This is a genomic window from Microcoleus sp. A003_D6, from assembly GCF_036702825.1.
Classification (GTDB): Bacteria; Cyanobacteriota; Cyanobacteriia; order Cyanobacteriales; family Microcoleaceae; genus Microcoleus.
In genome coordinates this window covers 20853-43008 of sequence record NZ_JAUBWA010000061.1, presented here as the reverse complement: position 1 = coordinate 43008, position 22156 = coordinate 20853, and the positions used below count along the sequence as shown (strand labels likewise).

Below are 22156 nucleotides of genomic sequence, written 5' to 3'. Positions count from 1 at the left end.
GGTCTGACCAGTTCTTTTTCAACAATTCTCTGAAAACCTCTTGACAAAAGACTTACAGCCTTAACTTGTCACCAATGTACAATAACTCGCTCTTCTTGAAATTATCTGCGTTCATCTGCGTTAATCTCTCTAGCATCTGCGGTCGATCTATCAATCTTAGATGTTGAGCTTTGGATTTGAGACGATCGTCCATTCTAGAGCCCTGCGAATCCCCGAATATCTCGATCGATCCAAAATCCAAAATCCAAAATCTAAAATTACTTAATACTGGCCGTCTCGGCGGCCGAGTTCGTACACGCCGCCGCCAATACAGGCGATCGTACCCATAGATACCGCCCAACCAGTACCCAGAGAAAATTCTACGCCCCAATTGCACAATCCGCCCGCAATCAAAAAGGGCAGAATGCTCAACAGCGAAGCGTAAAACGCATTTTGGGCTTCTCTGGCTTGCCGGGTTCTTTCAAACTCGGTTTCGGAGGTGTAGAGGGATCTCTCGGCAAAATTCATCCAGCGGTTGAGTTGCAGGATTACCCATTCTGTCACGGGCGACAGGCCCCAGTACAAAGCCAAAGACCACAAGGACGCACCGGCGATCGCAGTTGCATCTATGGCAAAACTAAAGGGAAAAATTTCAGTAAGCATTGCTTGATGTGTGTTATGAATTTGAGATTTTGGATGTTATTCAAAATCCCCGAACTTAACTATAGTGTCAAGCAAAAGCTCGATCGAATTCAACCGCAGCACAAATTCCTCGGCCAATTTTTTTCGATCGCCCCTGGGCATTTACCCGGAAGCCTTGACACGGGTTTTGGATGGAGTAAGATACACGTTGTTATTAAACTGATTCGCGATCGCGGGTAGAGCTCAAAGCCAATCTTGCAGCGAATTGGCATAACTTACATCTTGCACCCTTTTGAGCAACTGGCAAGATGCTCGTTCCACAAAGAATGATTTTTTTGTGGAACGGGCCGGAAAGCCCGCCCCTGAAAGCTTTATTGACATTGGTGCAAGATGTGAGCTTAACAGACAACGCACACTCACACACACATTTAACTTTGAGCCGTGAAAAAAATCCTGCAAGACTCTAGAGGCCCGCTGACGGCAAAACGCTTTTTTCGTCTCAGACAGATGCTGCTGCTGGCACTTTCGATCGGCATTGTTTTGATTAGCCCTTATTTGCAGCAGCAGGTGGTCAAAGCTCAGTCAGGCTTACCAACCAGAGTAGCGACAGGTAATTTGTGGCAAGAAGCTTCTTTTCCAGTCGAAAACTTTGAAACATACACTTCCGCCTTCGGCCCCCGCGGCGGGGATTTTCATTACGGTTTGGATATGGCGTCCCCCGAAGGTAGCTACATCCGCAATTGGTGGGGCGGGCAAATTGCCGAAGTTTGGGAAGATGGTAGGTGCGGCACTGGTATTGTGGTGCGATCGGGAGATTGGGAACACATCTACTGCCATCTCAGAGGTAGAGTGGAAACCGCTAACGGCGGGCGTTATTATACCGATCGCGAAGGCTTGCAAATTTGGCAGGGTCAAACAGTGCCTGCGGGTGCGAGAATTGCCAGAGTTGGGATGACCGGCCGCACGAGTGGGCCTCACTTGCACTGGGGATTGAAGTACGGCGGCCGCTGGGTAGACCCGGCCCTAGTGCTGCGGGAAATGTACGCTCAGCAAAGCCCTAACTTCTCTACCTCGTCCCAGTCCCAAAACCAAGGACAAGGCTACTGATCCTCTAAAAACTGATGCAAGAAACCTCTAAAAGGCTGCACCGCCAGAGTTTGCGAGCCCTGGACTATTTGAATTTTTTTCTGGCCGACGTGCGCGACGGTGTGGGGCCCTATCTGGCTATCTACCTGCAAGCTTCCCGCAACTGGAACCCGGCTGATATCGGGATTGCTATGTCTGCGATGGGCATAGCTACAGTAATTGCTCAAACTCCTGCGGGGGCTTTGGTAGATCGGCTGCGGGCTAAACGGCTGTTAATCGCGATCGCGGCGGGGCTGGTGGCGATCGGCTGCGGCTCGATTATTTTGCTGCCAACTTTTGCGGTGGTGATCTCGGCTCAAGCTTTGAACGGCGTTGCGGCTGCAATTTTCCCGCCGGCGGTAGCAGCGATTACGCTGGGCATAGTTGGGCACAGCAAGTTAGACAAGCGGATCGGCCGCAATGAATCGTTCAATCATGCAGGTAATGTGGCTGCGGCGACACTGGCGGGTTTAGTGGGCCACTTTATTGCGCGGGAGGGGATCTTTTTACTGGTGGGGGGAATGGCGATCGCCAGCGCGATCGCGGTGATCCGGGTGCGCGAAGAGGATATAAATCACGAGTGGGCGCGGGGGGCCCAACTGGAGGAGGAAGAGGCAGATGGTGGAAATCATACTCACGTTTCTGGGTTCGCGCAGCTATTTAGCGATCGCCGCCTTGCCATTTTTGCTCTTTGTGCCGTACTTTTTCACTTTGCTAATGCCGCGATGTTGCCTCTCGTCGGTCAAGAACTCTCTGCTGGCAAAGCAACGGGCGCATCTCTCTATATGTCTGCCTGCATTATTGTAGCTCAGCTAGTGATGATTCCGGTGTCTAGCTGGGCGGGGCGTTTTGCTCACAGCGGACGCAAAAGAATTTTTTTGATTGCCTTTGCTGTGCTGCCAATTCGCGGCGTACTTTATACTTTGAGCGACAATCCCTATTTTTTGGTTTCAGTGCAGGCGCTTGACGGCATTGGGGCGGGGATTTTTGGCGTGCTTTCGGTGCTTGTGGTTGCTGATTTAACGCAGGGGACGGGACGCTTTAACCTCACGCAAGCGGCGATCGGCACGGCTGTGGGAATAGGGGCTAGCAGTAGCAATTTAATGACTGGGTTTATCGTTCAAAAAGCTGGATATAATGCTGGATTTTTGACTTTGGCTGCGATCGCTGCGGTTGCTTTGGCGGTATTCTGGTTCGCTATGCCGGAAACCAAATCACATCAAATCCGCTAGCATCGGAATTAATATTACCCAAAGTCAGGACACGGCACTGCCTATAAGTGTCAACTTAAGCCTGGAATCGCTGATAAATCTCGCTTTTTCCCCAGTCTAGATCCCCCTAAATCCCCCTTAAGAAGGGGGACTTTAAGAGCGCTTCCAGTCGCCCCCTTCTTAAGGGGGGCTAGGGGGATCGAAATCTAACGGTTAAACAGTAATCTGTGATTGCCTTTGACGTTAAGTTGACACCAATGGGCAAACCCTAAGTCCGAACTATTCCGAATGACTAATGACTCTTTATGTCGGTGCCAATTGTTTTTTTGTCAACTCGGTGTACCGAGCGACAATTTGGCGGAATTCGTCACCGTCGATCGTTTCTTCATCCAACAGCGCTTCGACAAGTTTATCTACCAAAGCGCGGTTTTCGCGGATAATCCGGCGAGCTTCTTCGTAGCAGTTAAAGGCAATTTCCCGGACTTGCCGATCGATCTTAATTGCCATTTCTTCGGAATACTCACTTCGCGAATTCCAGTTCTGACCTAAAAACACCTCATTGTTCGGACTTTCCAAAGCCACAGGCCCCAAATCCGACATTCCGTAAAGCGTTACCATCTCCCTCGCGAGACTGCTAACTTTTCTGAGATCGCTACCAGCACCGGTGTCGATTTCAGCATCGCCATAAATTTCTGCCTCCGCCGCCCGTCCCCCCAAAGCTACTTTAATTCGGTTTAACAGCAAAGCCCGACTCCTCAAACCTTCGCTGTCGAGCATTTCGTCGTCGAGCACAAAGCTAGTAAAGCCTTCAATGCCGCCGGAACGGGGAATAATCGTTACTTTTTCCACCGGGTCAGCATTTTTGAGCATGGTCGCGACTAGGGCGTGTCCGACTTCGTGGTATGCTGTCATCCACTTTTTCTTGCTGTCCAGCAGCGGGTTGAGGGTGAGTCCGATCGTGATCCGGTCGATCGCGTCGTGAACTTCTAAGTTAGTAATCGTGTCTTTGCGACGCCTCGCTGTGAGAATAGCTGCTTCGTTGAGCAAGTTTGCCAAGTCGGCGCCGGAAAAGCCGGGAGTGCGGCGGGCGATCGTGTCTAGGGCAACTTCTGGGTCGAGTTTTTTGTTGCGCGCGTGAACTTGCAAAATCCCCAAACGCCCTTTGTAACTGGGCAAATCTACCGTTACTTGGCGATCGAACCTGCCGGGCCGCAGCAGGGCGGTATCGAGTACGTCGGGGCGGTTGGTAGCTGCAATCACAATCACGCCACTGTTACCCTCAAAGCCGTCCATTTCTGTCAGCAACTGGTTGAGAGTTTGTTCGCGTTCGTCATTTCCGCCACCGATACCAGCGCCGCGCTGCCTTCCTACGGCGTCTATTTCGTCGATGAAGACGATGCAGGGCGAATTTTCTTTAGCTTTCTTGAACAAGTCGCGGACGCGGGAGGCGCCAACTCCGACGAACATTTCGACAAATTCGGAACCGGAGATGCTGAAGAAGGGGACGCCTGCTTCGCCTGCGATCGCTTTTGCCAGCATGGTTTTGCCTGTTCCCGGAGGCCCGATTAACAGGACTCCTCTGGGAATTTTGGCGCCGATGGCGTTGAAGCGTTCGGGTTTTTTGAGGAAGGTTACGACTTCTTGCAGTTCTTCTTTAGCTTCTTCGATGCCTGCTACGTCGTCGAACATCACGCCGGTTTTTGCTTCCATTTGGAAACGAGCTCTGGATTTGCCGAAGTTCATGGCATTTCCTTGAGATTGGGTCGATCGGCGCAGGATTGCCATCAGCACTGCCAGCACTGCGAAAATTACCAGCAAGTTTACTACTAAACTGACTGCTGCGGTGTTGTCTGCTGTTTGTTTGACTTCAAAGTCGATCTTTTTGGCGCGGATTTGCGAGTACAGTTCTCGGTTGTTGTAGTCGAACAGAGTAACAATTTGTTCTCGATCGCTTTTTTGATCTTTTAGCTTAACTTTGGCAGTTCTTTGAATTTCGTCTATTTCGACTTTACTGACTTGCCCTTTTTCTATTTTGTCGATCAGTTGGCTGTAACTCATGGTGTTTGGCGCGCTGTCGGCAAACACCGGGGTCGAGAGCAATATTCCTTGAGAAATCACCAAACTGCCCAGGATGCGCCAAAGATTGCGTCCTGGAATTGATTTTTTAGGATTCTGGCTCGACTTGTCTCTGATTGCAGCTAGATGCCCCAGCCATGCGTGTTTCCAAGAATTTTTCATATATATTGCTTTGCCCAAGGTTGAAGACTGCCAAGATTGACCGCTTGTGGTTTGCTACGTTCATTTATTTTAACAAGAGCGCGGGTGTTGAAGGGGTCGATCTGTTTTATGGGATTCAAACAAAAACCGAAGCGAAAATGGCTTCAAACCCCGACATAGAAAGACTTTTAGCTCGAATAGGCATAAATCTAGCAGTCACAAAGGTTTCAGGCGTTTTTAGGTCATCAACCTGTTTTCGTTGTCCAGAGAGGTTTTCAGCCGCTTTAGTGAGTATAAAATGTCTAAGTCCCGATAATATGCTGATTGTCGGTGAGTTGCTGGCGGGTTTGGAGTTGACGACTCGACGGATTTTTGCAGAACCGGAGTTGATTGATTGATTCATTACAGTCTGTGCAAGAGATCAGTCGTAGGGTGCGTGACAGCGGAAAAATTCTAACTTGCGGCGGTGGGTTCCATTTTAAAGAAAGTTATGACTTCAGAATTAACCGACGCCTTAAACCGAATCTTAAGCTGGATAGAGCGACACGAACCCTCGTGGATTGAGTATCTATACCCTGGCTTATCAAAGGATGAGATAGATGACTTAGTAAGAGATTTACCAATCCAATTTTATCCTGAACTCTATGAACTCTATCAGTGGAGAAATGGTGCAGTAGAAGGAGATGAGTGGAAGGAAACAGCTTGGATATTTCATAGTTGGGCTTTTAGACCTCTACAAGAAATCGTTGCAGAGCTGCGCCAGGATATCTTCACACATCAAACTATCCAAACAAATAACATAGCCGATGTAGGTATAATTAAGCCTTATTGGGGAAATTTTAAGTATTTAAATATTTTTTATCACATTTTATGGGAAGATAATGGGTGCGTTTTAATTAATAACATACTAAATTTTTGTCCGATAATTTTTCATCGACTTGAAGAAGGAGAGTTAACTTTACTTGAAAAGTATACAAGTTTAACCAGTATGATGCTAACTATTGCAGAATGCTATGAAACTGGAGCTTACTTCATAGGAGATTATATTTCTCGCAACCCTGAAAAAGAATATCAGATTTGGCGTAAATATAACTCCCAGATTATAGAATTTGCTCTACAAGCTATTCAGCAAGGCTCTTTGTGTGGTCGGTTTTTTACATATTTCTCCAACGACCTAATCGAATTTAAAGACCCAAGAACTGTGGAGCCTCTAATTCAAGGGTTGCAATTACTCAATCATCAGAATGTAGAGCGATTGAACCAGCAGAATAACGATCCATTTCTCTATTACGATCCCAAAGAAGAGGTAGCCAGAATTTTGGGAGAGTTAGGCGATACTAGAGCTGTGCCTGTTCTAATTACCGCTCTTAAAGACGATTGTCATAATAATTGGGATTGCCAAACTAAAGTCAGTGCAGCAAAGGCTCTCGGTCAGCTCAAAGATGAACAAGCAACTTACCCTCTCATTGAAGCTTTGCAAGATAACGAGGATGAAGTTCTTCGACAGATGGCAGTTTGGGCGTTAGGTGAAATCGGCGATTTAAGAGCAGTAGACTCCCTAATTGATGCTTTGCGAGATAGTGATTATAGGATAAAACAAGCGGCAAATGAAGCTTGGGATAAACTGGCTGCAAAATCTCCTGAGATTGATGAAGAAATTCCTTTTTAATGCTAACTATAGTTAAACTCAAAGACTTTCATTAAGTTGTTTCATATCCCCTTGCGGCTGCACTTGCTTGTGCAAACTAATTTTGTCGCCCACTTCATACCCCGAATTAAAACCCGCCGCGCTGCTGACTTGACTACCACTTCTTGTTTTAACTTTAGCCCCTCGGCCCTCTAAATAATCCGCGATCGCCTGTTGATTTTTCTCAAACATCGATCGCACTACAATCCCTGGAGTCGCCGCCGCATCCCCCGAACCCGGAATCCCCGACTCTTCCATCTCCTGTTTTTGTTCCAACAATCTTTGTCTCAACCTTGTCGCGCATCCAACCCGAAAAGCATTCAGATACGCCAATCCCCTGCCGTTTCCTTTGCGGTATTTAGCCCTTTTTTCAATCGCCGAACTCAAATACTCGTACAGATGTTTGCAAACAATCAGGTTTGTAGAAGTTCCCACCAAAAACATACTGCCATTATAAGTATTTCGCATGGCCGTGCAACCGTTAGCGTCGGCAATCCCCGAAAGCAGCATCATTTTCCAAGTGACAAATTTGGATGTTGTTTCAACTGAGTTTTCGTCAATCTCTTCTTGTTGATTTGGCCCTAAATCGGCGAGGCCCAGATTGTACTGTGCCAGTAAAAGGGAAGCTTTTTCGGCCGCAGCAGTCGATTCGTTTTCATTTGATGAGGTGGCGAGGGCTAACAGCTTTTTGATTTTTTCGACAATACTTGTGTCTGCCATTGTTCAATTAATTTTGGGGTGAGAGTAGGCGGTGGCAAGGATTTGGGTAAATTCCCATTTTAGTATAGCGTGCAATGTGCGAGGTTTTTTGAGGAGGATTTTTTTGAACCGCAGAGGGCGCAGAGGGCGCAGAGAGAGAGAAAGAAAGAAGTTTGCAACTGATGGGCGGATTGGTTACTATTCGAGGACTTCCAGGACTGATTTGGGCAACAATTTATCTTTAAACCAGGCTACTTTTGCTGGCACGTCTTTTACATTCACCCCTGCTTTTTCTAAATTCAGCCGTTCGGAAATAGCTAAAATCAAGTTATCGCATTCAGACTTCTGTACTTGTGCAAATTTCTTTTGCAAATACTCCGGCCGCCAATAGCCAACTATTTCTAATAAAAACACTCGCCAGTCGGGATGCACTAACCGAAAGCAGGGTAAGCGCATCTAATTTTGTATTTAAAAATATAGATTATTTGGCCCACTTGTATATTGAGAGAGACAATTTGAGTATCAAAGATGTTATGTAGTATGCTTGTAAGAAGAAAGTCTCTATCTTACTTAACAGGTCAGTCTTCTGGCATCAGGTTTCAAATCTCGAAAACACAGGATTAAAAGCTCAAAAAGATTGAGTATAGCTCAGGCGACTGCACTGAAAGAAAAAATGGCATTAGTATTTGGTGATATCAAAGACTCTCGTGTAGAAAGAACGCGTGTTTATATATTAACAGATATTTTGAGCGTTGGAATATTGTCAGTAATTGCAGGAGGTAATGGATGGGAAGACATGGAAAATTATGGATTAAGTAAATGTGAATGATTGGAGCAGTTTTTAGCTTTACCAGGAGGTATCCCAAGTGCAGATACATTTCGACGAGTCTTTGAACGCATTAATCCCAAAGTATTTGAGCAATGCTTTCGACGTTGGATAGAATCGATAGTTGAGGTGGTAGGGGCGCAGGTCATTCCTATTGATGGTAAGACTATCAAAGGCTCATACGATAGAGTGCGCCGTGGAAATCAGCTTTACATCTAGTGAGCGCTTGGTCGAGTCAATATCGTCTTGTTTTAGGACAAGTAAAGGTAGCAGATAAATCTAATGAAATTACGGCAATTCCTGCGTTATTAGAGTTATTAAATATGGCGGGGTGTATTATTACGATACTTAGCATTGCTGCGACGAATTGCTCTTAATGCTTTAAATTTGGAGCAATCTTGCAAACGTAAAATAGCGGTGTGCGATTGTAGGTAACAAGCGTTAGGAAGAAAGTTTCACCAGGAAGGTAAAATCGGCGATAGTTTGGCATGAATATTGTCCTCTTACTTTTTTATAGGACATCTTACACTCATCTCTGCGGGTGCGCAGTGCGCACCTTACATTCATCTCGTAGGGTGCGCATTGCGCACCTTACTACATTAGACCTCTTGCAAAAGTCCTTTTAATCAAATTTTGGAACGGGCAAGATGCCCGTTCCACAAGGAAAAATGTTTTTTGTGGGACGGGCATCTTGCCCGTCCTAGTTATTTTTGCAAGAGGTCTATTCATCTCGTAGGGTGCGCATTGCGCACCTTCTATCAGCTACTTTCTAAGACAGGAATTCTCGCGGATCTGTGACATACCCAGTCAGCGCAGACGCCGCCGCCGTGTAAGGCGAAGCTAGATAAACTTGCGCTTCTTTATTCCCCATCCGGCCGGGGAAATTGCGGTTAGTTGTAGACACGCAAATTTCGGGTTCGTTCATCCGCCCAAAAGTATCTTTCGGGCCACCCAAACAAGCGGCGCAAGAAGGCGCTGCTGGTTCGATGCAGCCGGCAGCTAAGAATATTTCCGAAAGCGTTTGACCGTCGAATTTTGTGACAAACAAATCTTCGTAAACTTTCTGAGTTGCCGGTACTAAATAAGTCGGAACTTTGACTTGATTTCCTTTGATAATTCGGGCGGCATTCAGGAAGTCGGAGGTTTTGCCACCGGTGCAGGAACCGATGTAAACTCGATCGATCTTGACATCGCGGCAGTTGCGGGCTAACTCGCGGTTGTCGGGGGAGTGGGGTTTGGCGACGACTGGTTCTAATTTGGTGACATCGTAGGTGCGATCGCTATAAAATGTAGCATCAACATCAGTGTAAAATGCCTCAAAGGGCACATTAGTACGAGGATTAACGTAATCAAAGGTAGTTTTGTCCGCAGCCACCGTGCCGTTTTTACCGCCAGCTTCGATTACCATATTGCACAGCGTCATCCGTTCTTCCATCGTCAAACGTTCGACTGTATCGCCGGCAAATTCCATTGTCCGGTAGTTAGCACCGGCAACGCTGATATCACCAATAATCTGCAAAATTAGGTCTTTTGCTAACAAATAATCCGGCAGTTCGCCGTTGAGTACAAAGCGCATGGTTGCCGGAACTTTGATTAACAGTTTGCCGGTTCCCATGATAAAAGCAGCGTCTGTATTGCCGATACCGGTGGCAAATTGTCCGAAAGCGCCGGCATTGCAGGTGTGGGAATCTGTGCCGAAGAGCACTTCGCCCGGTCTGGTGTGGCCTTCTTGTGCTAGCGCGATGTGGCAAACTCCTTTGTAGTCGGGATTTGCTTTGAAGTCCGATCGATCCGTGATGTCGTAAAAGTATTTGATCCCTTGTTCTTTGGCAAAATCGCGGAGAATATCGACGTTGCGGTTAGCGCGTTCGTCGTTGGTGAAAATGTAGTGATCGGGAATTAAGACGATTTTGTCGGGATTCCAGACTTTAGCATTCTCGCCGAATTCGCGTTTGAAAACGCCGATCGTGCCGGGGCCGCAGACATCGTGGGTCATCAATACGTCTGTGTCTACCCAGATGTTTTCTCCGGGCTCGACTTTAGTGCGGCCTGATGCTTTGGCTAATATTTTTTCGGTCAGGGTCATTCCCATAGTGCGATCGCTCTTTTTTGATTAGATGCTACATAGTGTAATTGTAAGCGAAACATTAAATGCGATCGCTGTTAGATTCCCGAATTCTTAAGTAAGTCTGGAATCTGAGTATGAGGTGGGTTGACTTAAATCCAGTTTTGCTAACCCCAAATACCGAACACCTTCCGGCGTCACGCCAAACCGACAAGGCAAAACCTCTACACCTTCACTCCTAGCCTGTCTGAACAATTCTCCGTAAAGGCGATCGGCACTATCCCCGGGAGCAAAATCAGTACAATCCCCGCGATTAATAAAATACAGCATTACAGCCCTCGAACCCTGCCGCACCACTTCGATCAATTCCCTCAAATGTTTCTGTCCTCTTTCTGTGACTGTATCGGGAAATAAAGCCAAGGTTTCTTTTACCCAAGTTGTATTTTTAACTTCCAGAAAAATCAGTTTTTCCTCACCAGTCAGCAAAAAATCAACTCTACTTTTTTTATCAGTTCCGTAAACAACCTCCGGTTGAATTAAACTGTAATTGCCCAACTCAGGAAACAAGCCTAATTCCAAAGCTAATTTAACTACTCGATTTGGCAGCCCAGTATTAACTCCCACCCAAGTTGGCACAGTGTCGCAAACTTTAATTAATTCCCAAGTATAAGCTAACTTGCGTTTAGGATTGTCGCTGCCAGATACTAGCACTGGATTGCCGGGAATGCAAACACCAGTCATCGGGCCAGTATTCGGACAGTGCGCGGTGATGATTTCTCCAGAATCTAGTTCAATTTCGGCAAAAAATCGCTTGTACCGCTTGATTAAGATGCCGGGTAAAAGAGGGGGATATTTGTAAATTAAGTCAGTCATTCGATTTGAGATTTTAAATTTTAGATTTTAGATTTTACCTCAAACCGAATACCGGACTCCGAACTTTTGAAATAAGTCGGGGAGCTAACACAATCAGTCATCAGTTATCAACTATATGTTATTTAGCTGCTTTTATTAACTCATTTGTTTCATCATTTTTAAATAGTAGATTGTAGTTTGTAGATTGTAGATTGACGCATCATAGCACGAAACGGCGGTTTTTAGTTAGGACGAAGAGTCCCGATCGATTATTGAATTTCCGCAAGTCAGTAATATCGATAAAATTGGTATAAGCGCAATTCCCCCTAGAAATTTTCTGAATTCATGTTATCATTTTCCCGATTTGCTATTAAACTTAGTGAAGCCTTTTAGCACTAGCATTTGTAACTATTTGTGTCAGAATTACAGAAGCCCTCTCGTTCCCTAGCAGGCATTGCCGGCATTGTCGCAGTCGCCACTCTAATTAGCAAAGTCTTTGGATTGGTGCGCCAAATTGCGATCGCCGCAGCCTTTGGAGTCGGTGTCGCCGTCGATGCCTACAACTACGCCTACGTCATCCCCGGTTTCTTATTTATTTTGCTCGGAGGCATTAACGGGCCATTTCACAGCGCCATAGTCAGCGTTTTAGCCCGCCGCGACAAAAAAGAAGCAGCGCCCTTAGTCGAGACTATCACTACTTTAGTTGGCGGCTTGTTGCTGTTGGTGACAGTGGCTTTAATTATTTTTGCCGATCCGCTAATAGATTTGGTAGCACCGGGATTAAATAGAACAGCAGAAGGTTTAGAAATCAAAGCAATTGCCGTCCAGCAATTTCGGATTATGGCACCGATGGCATTACTTTCAGGCTTGATCGGCATTGGTTTCGGCACTCTCAACGCTGCCGATATGTACTGGTTGCCTTCGATTAGCCCTTTATTTTCCAGCGTTGCACTTGTCGGCGGTTTGGGGATTCTCGCACTGCAACTGGGAGAAAAAATTATTCAGCCACAATACGCACTAATTGGCGGCTTAGTGTTAGCTTGGGGAACCTTAGCAGGAGCAGTTTTGCAGTGGTTGGTGCAACTGGCGGCGCAGTGGCGCGCTGGCTTGGGAACATTGCGCTTGCGGTTTAATTTTAAACGCCCTGGAGTGCAAGAAGTAATTAAGGTGATGGTTCCTGCTACCTTATCCTCGGGAATGCTGCAAATTAATGTCTATACTGACCTATTTTTCGCATCCTACATCCCTCAAGCTGCCTCTGCGATGGGTTACAGCGGCTTGTTAGTTATGACGCCTTTAGGCATCATTTCTAATGTAATTTTAGTGCCATTTTTACCGATATTTTCTCGCCTCACAGAACCCAAAGATTGGCCGGAATTAAAAAATAAAATTCGTCAATCTTTAGTTTTGACCGGGATTACGATGCTGCCCCTGAGCGCTTTAATGGTAACACTTGCCGGGCCGATCGTCCGCGTTGTTTACGAACGCTATGCTTTCGATCGGTCAGCATCGGAGTTTGTCACGCCGATCTTGATGGCTTACAGTATTGGAATGTTTGTGTATTTGGGACGCGACGTTTTGGTACGGGTATTTTACGCTTTGGGAGACGGAGAAACGCCTTTTCGGATCAGTATTATCAATATCTTTTTGAACGGACTGCTGGATTATTTGTTAGTAGGAGCTTTTGGTGCGCCCGGATTAGTTTTGGCGACGGTGGGAGTGAATCTTGTTTCGATGGTTATGCTTTTGTACTTATTAGATAAAAAGCTGGGCGGCCTACCTTGGCGGGAGTGGAGTTTGCCTTTTCTGGGGTTAACTTCTGGCAGTTGTCTAACTGCTTTCGTTACTTTGGCTACTCTGCAAGCCTGTCAAAGACTTTTGGGTACTGAAGGTTTGGTAATTCAATTAGTGCAGTTGAGTGTGGCAAGTTTTGTAGGGTTAGCAGTTTTTGCGGTGTTTGTCAGTCAGATGAAGTTGCCGGAAGTTGATATGTTTGTCGATCGCATTCGGGGCCGTTTTCGCAAATAAAATTGTCGGGGCGGGTTAAGGGCGAAATACCAGACACAACGCCCAAAATCTGCGTACAAAACCCGCCCTTTACTTTACATCTTCCGCTGAAATTCCTCAAGCACATCCATCAACTGAACTTGACACTGCATCGGAATCAAATCTGCCAGTGGCACTTCCCGCTTGCCGCCGCCCAACTTAACTGGAATTCCTTGCAAAACTTGTCCAACTCTGTCAGCATCTAAATTGCCATCTTCCAGCATCGAATAAAGTTGTTTGGCAACAACTGTATGCAGGTGAGCATCTCTCAGATACAAATGCCATTTGGCAATGTCCATGTAGACATTTTCGCCGATTTCTGCTGCTAAGGATTCGATCGCCTGTGTAGTATTAGCCATATCTAAAAAAGCACAAAGTTATTTGTTATCAATCAAAAGACTTAACAAATCGCCGACAACTGCCTTCAGCCAGAATCTTTGGTGAGGGGCGAATAATCGGCGATCGCGAAAATGTAAATCGCGTGGGCCAAAACTACTAGAGCCCATCCACCCGTTACCGAAATTGCCCAAGGCCAATCAGCCTTCTGCAAATTGTGAACAAACCACAAACCAGAATTGGTAGCAGAAAAAAGACCGACGTGGATAGCAAAATTCATCCGGTCATCTAAGCGGCGGTACTCTGGATCGTTGCGATCGGGTTTGCGGGGCCAACGAGGAGGCATAGTTTTTCAGTTGATATTAGTAGTTCTGTGCCTATTTTAATCTTAAGTGCAGCTTTTTGAATGCTGCATCCCTCTTTGGGCATGAAACTTATGCCTCTAAATTTTCATAGTCTCCTGACTTGCCGCCGCTTTTGCTTACCAGGCGAATTGATTCAATGGCGATCGACTTTTCCAAAGCCTTCGCCATATCGTACAAAGTCAGCGCCGCCACCGAAACCGCCGTCAGCGCCTCCATTTCCACCCCTGTTTCCGCCTTAATTTTCACCGTCGCCCGAATTTGATACCCCGGCAACCCAGCATCCGCTATCACCTGCACTTCCACGCTACTCAGCGGCAGAGGGTGACACAGAGGAATCAAATTTGCAGTCTGTTTCGCCGCCATAATTCCAGCCAGCCTTGCAGTCCCCAACACATCGCCTTTCGGCGCATTCCCCGCTTCGATCGCCGCAAACGTCTCCGGCAGCATCCGCACCCGGCCCGCAGCCACAGCTTGCCGCACAGTTGCGACTTTCGCCGAAACGTCCACCATTTGGGCTTCCCCGCTGCTGTCGAGGTGAGTTAGCTGTGCGCGATCGGGCAATTTAGAAAAAGTTGGCGAAATGTCTTGCATTATTTTGGTAATGGTGTTAATGTTAGATTCTGTGAGAAAAGAACTTAATCAATTTTAGATTAAATCTGAACTCAACAGGGGCTTGTAGCTTAGTTGGATAGAGTGCATGGCTACGAACCATGAGGTCGGGGGTTCGAATCCCTCCAAGCCCACTACTAAAAGTTATGAATTTTGAGTTTTGAGTTTTGAATTAAGAAATTAATTCAGCTCACGACTTAAAACTCATAACTTTTTTAATTATTACCTTCATACTCAATAGACCTCTTGCAAAAGTCCTTTTAATCAAATTTTGGAACGGGCAAGATGCCCATTCCACAAGAAAAAAACTTTTTGTGGGATGGGCATCTTGCCCGTACTATGTCACTGATTCAAAGCATAAACATCTTTGCCTCGCCCGATCGCAAATTTCATCGAATTAGACAAGCCCTTGCTAGACAGAGTAATAAAAACCAGCAAAGCCAAGCCAGCGAGGCCAGCCGCAAAACCAAACATATTTCTGTAGCCAACTTGTTCAGCAACAAAACCTAAAGTCGGCCCAGCAATCGCAATTCCCAAATCAAATCCGCCAATACAAAGCGAAAACAAGCGGCCCCTTTCATGAGGTTCGCACCTGTCCGACATCAGCGTTACCATCATCGGCAAAACCGTACCGCCCGCGCAACCTTCAACCAAAGCTGCCATTAAAAAAGCACTGCTGTTGTTAGCAAAATACAACAATAACATAGATACGGCATAACAGATTAAGCCGCCAGAAATAAACAAGCCGCGGCCGTATTTGTCCGAAGCCCGTCCTGTGAGCAACCGTATACCGAAACTGGCGACAGCCGCCGTAGAATAAAATAATCCCGGATTCAAATTAACCTTAGTTTCTTGGATAAACAAAGGCATAAAAGTGCTCAAAGTTCCAAATACTAAACCAACCACCAATAATACTAAAGCCGGAATCCGCACTCTAGGATTCCACAGCATTTGCCAGTATTTTTGGCTATTTTTGTCCTCAGATAGCGAGTCAGATTTTGTTAACTCTGCAAAATTTGGTTCCGCAATTTTGCTGGTAAAAAATACAGCCGTTGCAGCGAAAGCCGCCGACATCGCAAACAAAGGAGTATAACCAACCCAAGCTTGCACAAATCCGCCAATAGCCGGCCCAACTGCTAGACCAATAGGATTCACCAAACTCATGTAACCGATTAATTCGCCCCGCTTTTGAGGCGGCGAAAAATCTGTTACCAAAGCGCTGTAAGCTGTGGTAAAAGCGGCGATGCTAATGCCGTGAAAAGCGCGGAGAAGTAACAGCAAGGGGATAGATTGAGCTAACAGGTAGCCCATGGGGGCGATCGCAGCGACTGCCGCGCCTAGCAGCAAAACTTGTTTTCGCCCCCTGCTGTCGGCTATTTTGCCCAACTGCGGCCTCGCCAGCAAAAGCCCGATCGCAAATGCACCCATCACAAAGCCAATTTGCTGTTTTGTGCCGCCAACATCTTGGACGTACAGCGGCAAAGTTGGCAGCAGCGAAGCCAAACTCGACCAGAATAGCAGGCCTGCGGTGAATAAAGTCAGCAAGCTGCGTTTGCGTTGGGGATCGATGTCCCTAAAAATATTCAAAATGCAAATTCCCTTTAAATCTTCTGATTACCAATTACCGATTACCGATTACCAATTCCCCATCACCAATTCCTATTACCAATTACCCATTCACTAACTTGAGAATTGCCATATCTGTTTCTGTCAACTGCCAACTGCCAACTGCCAACTGCCAACTGCCAACTGCCAACTGCCAACTGTCAACTGCCAACTGCCAACTGCCAACTGTCAACTACCAACTGCCAACTGTCAGTTTTACCAATCAACCTCGGCCCTTTCCTCCACCACCCGTTGATAAACCCACTCCGTTTCCATCGCCAACTTCGGCCAACTAAACCGGCGTTCCAAATCCTCATAAGCATTATCAACCAACCACCGCCCGTAACCCGGATTTTTCAGCACTTCCAAAATCCCCCAGGCCAAAGAATCCCGATTATTTGCCTCAGTAACAACACCAGTTTTAGTGTGCAGCACCACCTCTGGAAGTCCGCCCGCATCCGAAACCACCACCGGTACCCTTGCAGCAAAGCTTTCTAAAGCTACAATCCCAAAAGGTTCGTAAAGACTGGGGAAAACCGCGCAGTCAGCCACCGTCTGGAATTTGTCGAGATGTTCCTCAAACATGAAGCCTGTAAAATAACATTTATGCCAAATTCCTAAATCCCAAGCTAAAAGTTTAAGATGGTCTGTATTGCCACCGCCAACAATTACTATTTTGGCTTTCCCCCCCATTTCCCAAATTACTTTAGGTGCCGCATTCAGAAATACAGCAATGCCTTTTTCATAGCTAATTCTGCCCACGTAATAGACAATTTTCTCGTCGTCTGCTGCAAATTTGCGACGAAAATCCCTCGCGTCGCTTTCGTTCAAGCGTGGCTTTTTTTCCGACCTAATTCCGTTATAAATTACCTCTATTTTGTTCCAAGGAGTCGATAGTACCCGTTCTGCTTCCCGTCGCATATAATCGCTGCAAACAATCAGCCGCCAAGCGTTGTAAGCGAGGATATTTTCCTTAGCGTGGATGTAGCGCTGTCCGTCATTGTGGATGCCGTTGAAGCGCCCGTATTCGGTGGCGTGGATGGTGGCAATGAGGGGTACTTTAAAGGTATGCTTGAGGGCGATCGCCGCATCTCCCACCAACCAATCATGAGCGTGGATGATATCAAAGGGGCCTTCCTCCAGCATTAGTTTGCCGCCTTGGTGGCCCATGCTTTGGTTGAGGTTCGCCACCCAGTGAAAAAAGTCCCTGGCGTGTCCCACCACCACCCGATGCACCTGTATTCCTTCCACCACTTCGTACATCGGCGCATGGCCGAACTCTACTGTAATTAAGTGAATCTCGTGGCCCAGCTTCACCAATTCTGGATACAGTTCGGATACGTGGCGGGCGATACCGCCGACGATTCTGGGAGGAAACTCCCATGCCAGTGCCAAAATTTTCATCTTTCTCGCCTCCAAAGAATTTATATATCTTAATGTTTATGATTAACAGATTTATTGTATAATACGCAGCCTAAAATGTGGGTCGATCGCAAGTTTATGGCCAATGCCTGACTTTTGGCAGCAACAAGGACGGAAAATCATGCAGAAACCGGGTCTTTGCAAGAAATTGCTCGATCGCCATTGCTGCCAAAAAAACAGGTTTCCTCAAGATTTGTGCTACAGAAGGAAGCAATGGCGATCGGCCGTACCCGCTTACCCTTTCTTCAAAATCGGCTCCAAGTCGCGGCGAAAACGAGTCCAAGCAGCAACGGATGCAGAGTTAGAAACAGCACCCTTGCGCATCAAAATCGCGCCGTCTTCAAAGCCCACAATTCCGTACTCTCCAGAATTGGAAAGGCGATCGATCTGCGGGACGATCGCCTGCAACTGTCCCCGTTCCCGGCGAAACGCAGTCTGATACTGCTGCAACTGCCACATATCGGCAATTACATACTCCATCTTCACTGCCTCCCCCGCATCATTCCGCAGTTCCAACATCGGGAACCTGAGAATTTCCCGGCGGCTTGACAAAATCGGTACAATAGTATTCGTCGCAGCCACGCTAGCATCAGCAGGAATTTGAGCCAACAGCGGCCGCACTTGAGATACGTGCTGCCACTGTCTGACGAGAGGAACCTGCACCCAAGGATCGATCGCATCAGGCAAAATGAAAGAAAAAGTCCGATTTGGGTTAGACGTGAAGGTAAAAAATAGCGACAAGCAGATGCAAAACGCCCAAAAGCGACGAAACTTGGAAGACGAAGCCCAAGGCAAAGCCGCAGAAGGAAAACGCAAGCTTGTTTTTTCTCCGCTTCTAATTTTATCTTCTTCCTTTTGGCGATCGGCCCACCACAGGATTGCCCCGTAAAAAAGCCCTGGAACCACAGTCATCGCATAGCGAATATTAATCGCCAGCACCGACTCTCCTTTCGCTAAAAATAGCTTCAGGAGCGGAAATCCAGCGATCGTCCAAGACGCAGGCGCTACGGCAGGAACTAAAGCTAATGGCAACCACTGGCCGAGCAAGTATTTGATTTTACCAAAAAACGGCGTAAATAGTTCAGCCACCAACCGCCCCGGATTGCTAACCATTCCCCAAAGAATTTCTAGAGTCGAAGCTTCATCCCCCGAAGCATATTGACCGAAGCGCTCCATCATAAACCGCTGGGATATGTCATCAGAAAACAAAGGCATAATCAGATTGGTCAGGACGATCGTGTAACCAAAACTGAGAATGCAGACAGCCAAACCAGTCCGAGGGTAGCGCCGGCTCAAAATCATGTAAACTCCGACGCCAAACAAAACAATTCCCGAATCTTCTCGCACGGCCAAAATTAAAGTTGCGAGAATGCCAAACAGCCACCACCAGCGCTTCTCCATCGCCAGCAGCAAGCCGAAGACATAAAGCGGAATTTGACAAACATCGTGAAAATTGCCCAAAGTCGGGCCTATGACCGCGTTAGCACAGTAGTAGCTCACAACAATTGTCGCCGACAACCGCGGTTCCAGATAGTGTCTGGCGAGAGCGTAGAGCACTCCTCCAGCCGCCGCAATCAGAGTCACCTGCAACACCGTCAAAGTGACCGGCGAGGGAAACAGCGAGTAAATTGGCAGCCACAGCATCAGCGCCGGGGTGAAATGCTGCCCCAACCGGTAGTAAGATACTTCCGGGATCTGGTTTTGGTGAACGACATTAGTGGACAAAGCCGAAGACAGGGAACTCTCAAACAAGTGACCCCGAGTGCCGTTCCAAAAAAGTTGATTGAAAATCCCTTGGTCGTAAGTAGCGTAAAAGCTGTAGTAGCGGTGCAGCGTCAGCAACAAGCACAGCACAAAAAAGGCGGCCGCCACTTTAACCACCACCCGCAGCGACTCATTTTTCTTCCATCTCAAAAATGTCATGGGCCCGCCGTAACGAAATTATCGGACAATAGCACAAATCTAAAGTAAGTATTAAATTAAAGTAGAAGTGAAATAACTCGGCTCGGCAATGGTCAATTATTTTCACCCGATCGAAAAGCTCAACAGCGTCCATCCAACACTCGACACCAGCGAAACCGACTGTTCTCCCGAACAGCCGACCAATTCCGAACCGCTTTTACAGCTTTTGCTGTTCGTAGACAAGCGTTCCTCTTCCCGGGAACAGACCAAACACATCCGCAAGTACCTCAAGGATTTGAAGGCAGAGTGCGACTTTGAGCTTCAAGTCATCGACGTAGGAGAACAGCCGGATTTAGCCGAACACTTTAAACTTGTAGCGACTCCCTCCCTGCTCAAAATTCATCCCGAGCCGCGACAAACTCTCGCCGGCAGCAATTTGATCGCCCAACTCGAACACTGGTGGCCCCGCTGGAAGCGTTCTGTAGAAGAATACGCACCCCGGCAGCAGTCGGTCTCTGCTCTGGCTGCAAATCTGGCAGACCAAAAACCAATCTATTCCGTTGCTTGCGCCACCGAACTCGTGCAGCTTTCTGACGAAGTTTTTCGCCTCAAACAGGAAAAAGAACACCTCCAAGAGCAATTGCAGTTGAAAGACCGAATTATTGCGATGCTAGCTCACGACTTGCGAAATCCCTTGACGGCTGCATCTTTGGCTTTGGAGACTTTGGAGTCAAATCAGAAAGTGAAACAGGGGGAAAAACCGCGTTTGACACCGACTCTGGCGGCTCATTTGATGAAACAAGCCCGCCGCCAAATCCGAATTGTCGATCGCATGATTACAGATATCCTGGAAGCAGCCCGGGGTACAAACGCTCAACTCCACATTGAAGCAAAAAAAATCGAACTGGGGGCGATTTGTCAAGATGCAATCCTGCAATTTGAAGATAAATTTCAGGCGAAAAGTCTGAACTTAGAAACAGACATTCCCGCAGATTTGCCCTTGATTTATGCCGATCCCGATCGCATCAAACAAGTCATAGTCAACCTGCTTGACAACGCCAGCAAGTACACGCCAGACCGAGGAACTGTTAATCTTTCAATTCTCCACCGCACCGCTTACAAAATTCAAGTCAGCATTTGCAACAGCGGCCCGGGAATTCCTGAAGAAGATTGCGCGAGCATTTTTGAAGACAGCTTTCGCTTGCAGCGAGATAAATCAACAGACGGTTACGGCATTGGACTGTCTCTGTGTCAAGGCATCATCCGCGCCCACTACGGTCAAATTTGGGTAGATTCTGTACCCGATAGAGGCAGTTGTTTTCATTTTACTCTGCCCGTTCAGAAATAAAAGTCAGTTGTCAGTTGTCAGTTGTCAGTTGACAGTTGACAGTTGATAGTTGACAGTTGATAGTTGACAGTTGACAGTTGATAGTTGACGGTTGACGGTTGACGGTTGACGGTTGACGGTTGACGGTTGATAGTTGCAACGGAATTTGACATTACAGCTCAACTTTTCCGCAGTGCAGCAATAATCTGTTTGTTTGCTTCGGGAAAAGTAAACTGGTCAATTTCGTCGAGTGTCACCCAGCGAATTTCATCGCATTCGATCGTTTGCGGTTCCCCGCTGACGTAGCGGCAGTGGTGCACGTATAGTCTAACTGTAAATTTAGTGTAGTCGTGGTCAATTGTAATCAGGCGATCGCCAACTTCTACGACAATCCCCAACTCCTCCATAATTTCCCGTTCTATGCAAGCTTCGATCGTTTCCCCAGGCTCTATTTTACCCCCCGGAAACTCCCAGAAACCCCCGTGCAGTCCGTGCTGTCGGCGCTTGTCAATCAAAATTTGTTGGCGATCGTTCCAGATTGCAGCAACGCCGATCACTTTGTGGGCAACAGGAGAAAGAGACATATTAATTATGAATTGGGAATTGGGAATTGGGAATTGGGAATTGGGAATGTAAGAATAATATCAATAATTATTCAATTATTTAATCTAAAATCAACCCTCTAAAATCTAAAATCTAAAATCTAAAATCTAAAATCTAAAATATTAAGCCCCCATCTTGCGAGGGGGGGCTTGACACTTGTAGAACTTAAATGTTAAGAATCAACTAATCTTCCGAGCCGTGTCTCTCACTGGCTTGTATTGACTTTTCAAATGTCATTCGCTGTTCGGCATTTTTCAGGAAATAACCGCTAATCATAGCTGAGGCGAGCAATCTACCCAAATGTTCGCGACTGGTAGTGACTGTCACTCCGAAGTGTTCCGAAGGCAAATTACCCAAAAGTCCAACAATATTTCGCTCCATTACTTGAAACACTTCGTGAGAAGTCGGCTTAGACAACTGAGAAACTGTGTCGGGAGCCATTGACTGCACGTATTGCCATAATAAGTTGGCATTTTCTCCGTCTTCTTCAAAGAATTCTGGGGATTTATTAGATGAGTTGCTCACGAGTACCTCCGTTTCAGATACAGCTTGTTATGTTAGACGCGGGCGGTTAAATTAAATAACCCTTATCCGATCGCTGCCGATCTTTAATTACTAAGTAATTACTAATGTAGCAG

The 22156-nt window shown here is 46.8% G+C and carries 22 protein-coding genes, 1 tRNA gene and 2 pseudogenes; 8 read left to right on the top strand and 17 right to left on the bottom strand.

Annotation, left to right across the window (positions count from 1 at the left end; genetic code table 11):
• Positions 1–261: 261 nt before the first annotated feature.
• Complete coding sequence (locus QUB70_RS17960) at positions 262–642, bottom strand: hypothetical protein (RefSeq protein WP_332982375.1); 381 nt, start codon at positions 640–642, stop codon at positions 262–264.
• 33 nt (positions 643–675) lie between these two features.
• Here QUB70_RS17960 and QUB70_RS17955 point away from each other — a divergent pair, with 33 nt between their 5' ends.
• From QUB70_RS17955 to QUB70_RS17945, 3 genes are all read left to right on the top strand, one after another.
• Entirely contained in the window at positions 676–861 is a 186-nt protein-coding gene (locus QUB70_RS17955; protein ID WP_332982374.1) for a hypothetical protein, read from the top strand.
• A 267-nt stretch (positions 862–1128) separates the two neighbouring features.
• On the top strand, positions 1129–1728 hold the full coding sequence (locus QUB70_RS17950) for a M23 family metallopeptidase (protein ID WP_332982378.1): 600 nt from the start codon (positions 1129–1131) through the stop codon (positions 1726–1728).
• A gap of 14 nt (positions 1729–1742) precedes the next feature.
• Positions 1743–2978, top strand: coding sequence for an MFS transporter (locus QUB70_RS17945; RefSeq protein WP_332982372.1), 1236 nt, complete (start codon positions 1743–1745; stop codon positions 2976–2978).
• 282 nt (positions 2979–3260) lie between these two features.
• On the opposite strand, the gene ftsH is transcribed toward QUB70_RS17945, so the two are convergent.
• Both ftsH and QUB70_RS17935 read right to left on the bottom strand, forming a co-directional pair.
• Positions 3261–5195, bottom strand: a complete 1935-nt coding sequence (gene ftsH, locus QUB70_RS17940; RefSeq protein WP_332982369.1) for an ATP-dependent zinc metalloprotease FtsH — start codon at positions 5193–5195, stop codon at positions 3261–3263.
• 115 nt (positions 5196–5310) lie between these two features.
• Complete coding sequence (locus QUB70_RS17935) at positions 5311–5577, bottom strand: hypothetical protein (protein WP_332982367.1); 267 nt, start codon at positions 5575–5577, stop codon at positions 5311–5313.
• 87 nt (positions 5578–5664) lie between these two features.
• Between QUB70_RS17935 and QUB70_RS17930 the strand changes: the two genes are divergently transcribed.
• Complete coding sequence (locus QUB70_RS17930; RefSeq protein WP_332982365.1) at positions 5665–6843, top strand: HEAT repeat domain-containing protein; 1179 nt, start codon at positions 5665–5667, stop codon at positions 6841–6843.
• Positions 6844–6861: 18 nt separating this feature from the next.
• On the opposite strand, the gene QUB70_RS17925 is transcribed toward QUB70_RS17930, so the two are convergent.
• Both QUB70_RS17925 and QUB70_RS17920 read right to left on the bottom strand, forming a co-directional pair.
• Complete coding sequence (locus QUB70_RS17925) at positions 6862–7581, bottom strand: DUF2786 domain-containing protein (RefSeq protein WP_332982363.1); 720 nt, start codon at positions 7579–7581, stop codon at positions 6862–6864.
• Between the two features lie 177 nt (positions 7582–7758).
• A pseudogene (locus tag QUB70_RS17920) lies at positions 7759–8010 on the bottom strand (DUF790 family protein); the annotation flags it as partial.
• 223 nt (positions 8011–8233) lie between these two features.
• On the opposite strand from QUB70_RS17920, the pseudogene QUB70_RS17915 reads away from it, so the two are divergent.
• Positions 8234–8733, top strand: a pseudogene (locus QUB70_RS17915) (ISAs1 family transposase); the annotation flags it as partial.
• A 422-nt stretch (positions 8734–9155) separates the two neighbouring features.
• On the opposite strand, the gene QUB70_RS17910 reads toward QUB70_RS17915, so the two are convergent.
• Together QUB70_RS17910 and sfsA are read right to left on the bottom strand one after the other, a co-directional pair.
• Entirely contained in the window at positions 9156–10478 is a 1323-nt protein-coding gene (locus tag QUB70_RS17910) for a 3-isopropylmalate dehydratase large subunit (protein WP_332982362.1), read from the bottom strand.
• Positions 10479–10565: 87 nt separating this feature from the next.
• Positions 10566–11324, bottom strand: a complete 759-nt coding sequence (sfsA, locus tag QUB70_RS17905) for a DNA/RNA nuclease SfsA (protein WP_332982361.1) — start codon at positions 11322–11324, stop codon at positions 10566–10568.
• A 393-nt stretch (positions 11325–11717) separates the two neighbouring features.
• Here sfsA and murJ point away from each other — a divergent pair, with 393 nt between their 5' ends.
• Positions 11718–13331, top strand: coding sequence for a murein biosynthesis integral membrane protein MurJ (murJ, locus tag QUB70_RS17900; RefSeq protein WP_332982360.1), 1614 nt, complete (start codon positions 11718–11720; stop codon positions 13329–13331).
• 74 nt (positions 13332–13405) lie between these two features.
• Here murJ and QUB70_RS17895 read toward each other — a convergent pair whose 3' ends face one another.
• The 3 genes from QUB70_RS17895 to moaC form a co-directional block, all read right to left on the bottom strand.
• Positions 13406–13708 (bottom strand): DUF3181 family protein, encoded by a 303-nt coding sequence (locus QUB70_RS17895; RefSeq protein ID WP_332982359.1) that lies wholly within the window; start codon positions 13706–13708, stop codon positions 13406–13408.
• Between the two features lie 65 nt (positions 13709–13773).
• Positions 13774–14031 (bottom strand): 2TM domain-containing protein, encoded by a 258-nt coding sequence (locus QUB70_RS17890; protein ID WP_332982358.1) that lies wholly within the window; start codon positions 14029–14031, stop codon positions 13774–13776.
• An 88-nt stretch (positions 14032–14119) separates the two neighbouring features.
• Positions 14120–14641, bottom strand: a complete 522-nt coding sequence (moaC, locus tag QUB70_RS17885; RefSeq protein WP_332982357.1) for a cyclic pyranopterin monophosphate synthase MoaC — start codon at positions 14639–14641, stop codon at positions 14120–14122.
• A gap of 78 nt (positions 14642–14719) precedes the next feature.
• Here moaC and QUB70_RS17880 point away from each other — a divergent pair.
• Positions 14720–14793: transfer RNA gene (locus tag QUB70_RS17880), tRNA-Arg, on the top strand.
• Positions 14794–15001: 208 nt separating this feature from the next.
• On the opposite strand, the gene QUB70_RS17875 is transcribed toward QUB70_RS17880, so the two are convergent.
• The 4 genes from QUB70_RS17875 to QUB70_RS17860 form a co-directional block, all read right to left on the bottom strand.
• Positions 15002–16246, bottom strand: coding sequence for an MFS transporter (locus QUB70_RS17875; RefSeq protein WP_332982354.1), 1245 nt, complete (start codon positions 16244–16246; stop codon positions 15002–15004).
• Positions 16247–16328: 82 nt separating this feature from the next.
• Positions 16329–16457: a hypothetical protein gene (locus QUB70_RS17870; protein WP_332982351.1), complete on the bottom strand. Its 129-nt coding sequence runs from the start codon at positions 16455–16457 to the stop codon at positions 16329–16331.
• Positions 16458–16480: 23 nt separating this feature from the next.
• Entirely contained in the window at positions 16481–17668 is a 1188-nt protein-coding gene (locus QUB70_RS17865) for a glycosyltransferase family 4 protein (RefSeq protein WP_332982349.1), read from the bottom strand.
• A 252-nt stretch (positions 17669–17920) separates the two neighbouring features.
• Complete coding sequence (locus tag QUB70_RS17860) at positions 17921–19609, bottom strand: DUF2079 domain-containing protein (RefSeq protein WP_332982346.1); 1689 nt, start codon at positions 19607–19609, stop codon at positions 17921–17923.
• Positions 19610–19697: 88 nt separating this feature from the next.
• Here QUB70_RS17860 and QUB70_RS17855 point away from each other — a divergent pair, with 88 nt between their 5' ends.
• Positions 19698–20936 carry a histidine kinase gene (locus QUB70_RS17855; protein ID WP_332982344.1) on the top strand — a complete coding sequence of 413 codons (1239 nt, stop codon included), beginning with the start codon at positions 19698–19700 and terminating at the stop codon, positions 20934–20936.
• Between the two features lie 17 nt (positions 20937–20953).
• Here QUB70_RS17855 and QUB70_RS17850 read toward each other — a convergent pair whose 3' ends face one another.
• The 3 genes from QUB70_RS17850 to QUB70_RS17840 form a co-directional block, all read right to left on the bottom strand.
• The gene (locus QUB70_RS17850; protein ID WP_332982343.1) at positions 20954–21088 is read right to left on the bottom strand and encodes a hypothetical protein; all 135 of its coding nucleotides are present in this window, start codon (positions 21086–21088) and stop codon (positions 20954–20956) included.
• A gap of 6 nt (positions 21089–21094) precedes the next feature.
• The gene (gene mutT / locus QUB70_RS17845) at positions 21095–21499 is read right to left on the bottom strand and encodes an 8-oxo-dGTP diphosphatase MutT (RefSeq protein WP_332982340.1); all 405 of its coding nucleotides are present in this window, start codon (positions 21497–21499) and stop codon (positions 21095–21097) included.
• A 202-nt stretch (positions 21500–21701) separates the two neighbouring features.
• Positions 21702–22043, bottom strand: coding sequence for a DUF760 domain-containing protein (locus tag QUB70_RS17840; RefSeq protein WP_194009546.1), 342 nt, complete (start codon positions 22041–22043; stop codon positions 21702–21704).
• Positions 22044–22156: the final 113 nt, after the last annotated feature.

What these genes read in the sequence shown, in the direction of transcription:
- QUB70_RS17935 (WP_332982367.1), bottom strand. Translation starts at nt 5,577, where the DNA reads ATGAATCAATCAATCAACTCCGGTTCTGCAAAAATCCGTCGAGTCGTC.
- QUB70_RS17855 (WP_332982344.1), top strand. Translation starts at nt 19,698, where the DNA reads ATGGTCAATTATTTTCACCCGATCGAAAAGCTCAACAGCGTCCATCCA.
- QUB70_RS17950 (WP_332982378.1), top strand. Translation starts at nt 1,129, where the DNA reads ATGCTGCTGCTGGCACTTTCGATCGGCATTGTTTTGATTAGCCCTTAT.
- QUB70_RS17865 (WP_332982349.1), bottom strand. Translation starts at nt 17,668, where the DNA reads ATGAAAATTTTGGCACTGGCATGGGAGTTTCCTCCCAGAATCGTCGGC.
- QUB70_RS17890 (WP_332982358.1), bottom strand. Translation starts at nt 14,031, where the DNA reads ATGCCTCCTCGTTGGCCCCGCAAACCCGATCGCAACGATCCAGAGTAC.
- QUB70_RS17860 (WP_332982346.1), bottom strand. Translation starts at nt 19,609, where the DNA reads ATGACATTTTTGAGATGGAAGAAAAATGAGTCGCTGCGGGTGGTGGTT.
- QUB70_RS17850 (WP_332982343.1), bottom strand. Translation starts at nt 21,088, where the DNA reads ATGTCAAATTCCGTTGCAACTATCAACCGTCAACCGTCAACCGTCAAC.
- ftsH (WP_332982369.1), bottom strand. Translation starts at nt 5,195, where the DNA reads ATGAAAAATTCTTGGAAACACGCATGGCTGGGGCATCTAGCTGCAATC.
- QUB70_RS17910 (WP_332982362.1), bottom strand. Translation starts at nt 10,478, where the DNA reads ATGGGAATGACCCTGACCGAAAAAATATTAGCCAAAGCATCAGGCCGC.
- QUB70_RS17955 (WP_332982374.1), top strand. Translation starts at nt 676, where the DNA reads ATGTTATTCAAAATCCCCGAACTTAACTATAGTGTCAAGCAAAAGCTC.
- sfsA (WP_332982361.1), bottom strand. Translation starts at nt 11,324, where the DNA reads ATGACTGACTTAATTTACAAATATCCCCCTCTTTTACCCGGCATCTTA.
- moaC (WP_332982357.1), bottom strand. Translation starts at nt 14,641, where the DNA reads ATGCAAGACATTTCGCCAACTTTTTCTAAATTGCCCGATCGCGCACAG.
- QUB70_RS17895 (WP_332982359.1), bottom strand. Translation starts at nt 13,708, where the DNA reads ATGGCTAATACTACACAGGCGATCGAATCCTTAGCAGCAGAAATCGGC.
- QUB70_RS17930 (WP_332982365.1), top strand. Translation starts at nt 5,665, where the DNA reads ATGACTTCAGAATTAACCGACGCCTTAAACCGAATCTTAAGCTGGATA.
- mutT (WP_332982340.1), bottom strand. Translation starts at nt 21,499, where the DNA reads ATGTCTCTTTCTCCTGTTGCCCACAAAGTGATCGGCGTTGCTGCAATC.
- QUB70_RS17960 (WP_332982375.1), bottom strand. Translation starts at nt 642, where the DNA reads ATGCTTACTGAAATTTTTCCCTTTAGTTTTGCCATAGATGCAACTGCG.
- QUB70_RS17925 (WP_332982363.1), bottom strand. Translation starts at nt 7,581, where the DNA reads ATGGCAGACACAAGTATTGTCGAAAAAATCAAAAAGCTGTTAGCCCTC.
- QUB70_RS17945 (WP_332982372.1), top strand. Translation starts at nt 1,743, where the DNA reads ATGCAAGAAACCTCTAAAAGGCTGCACCGCCAGAGTTTGCGAGCCCTG.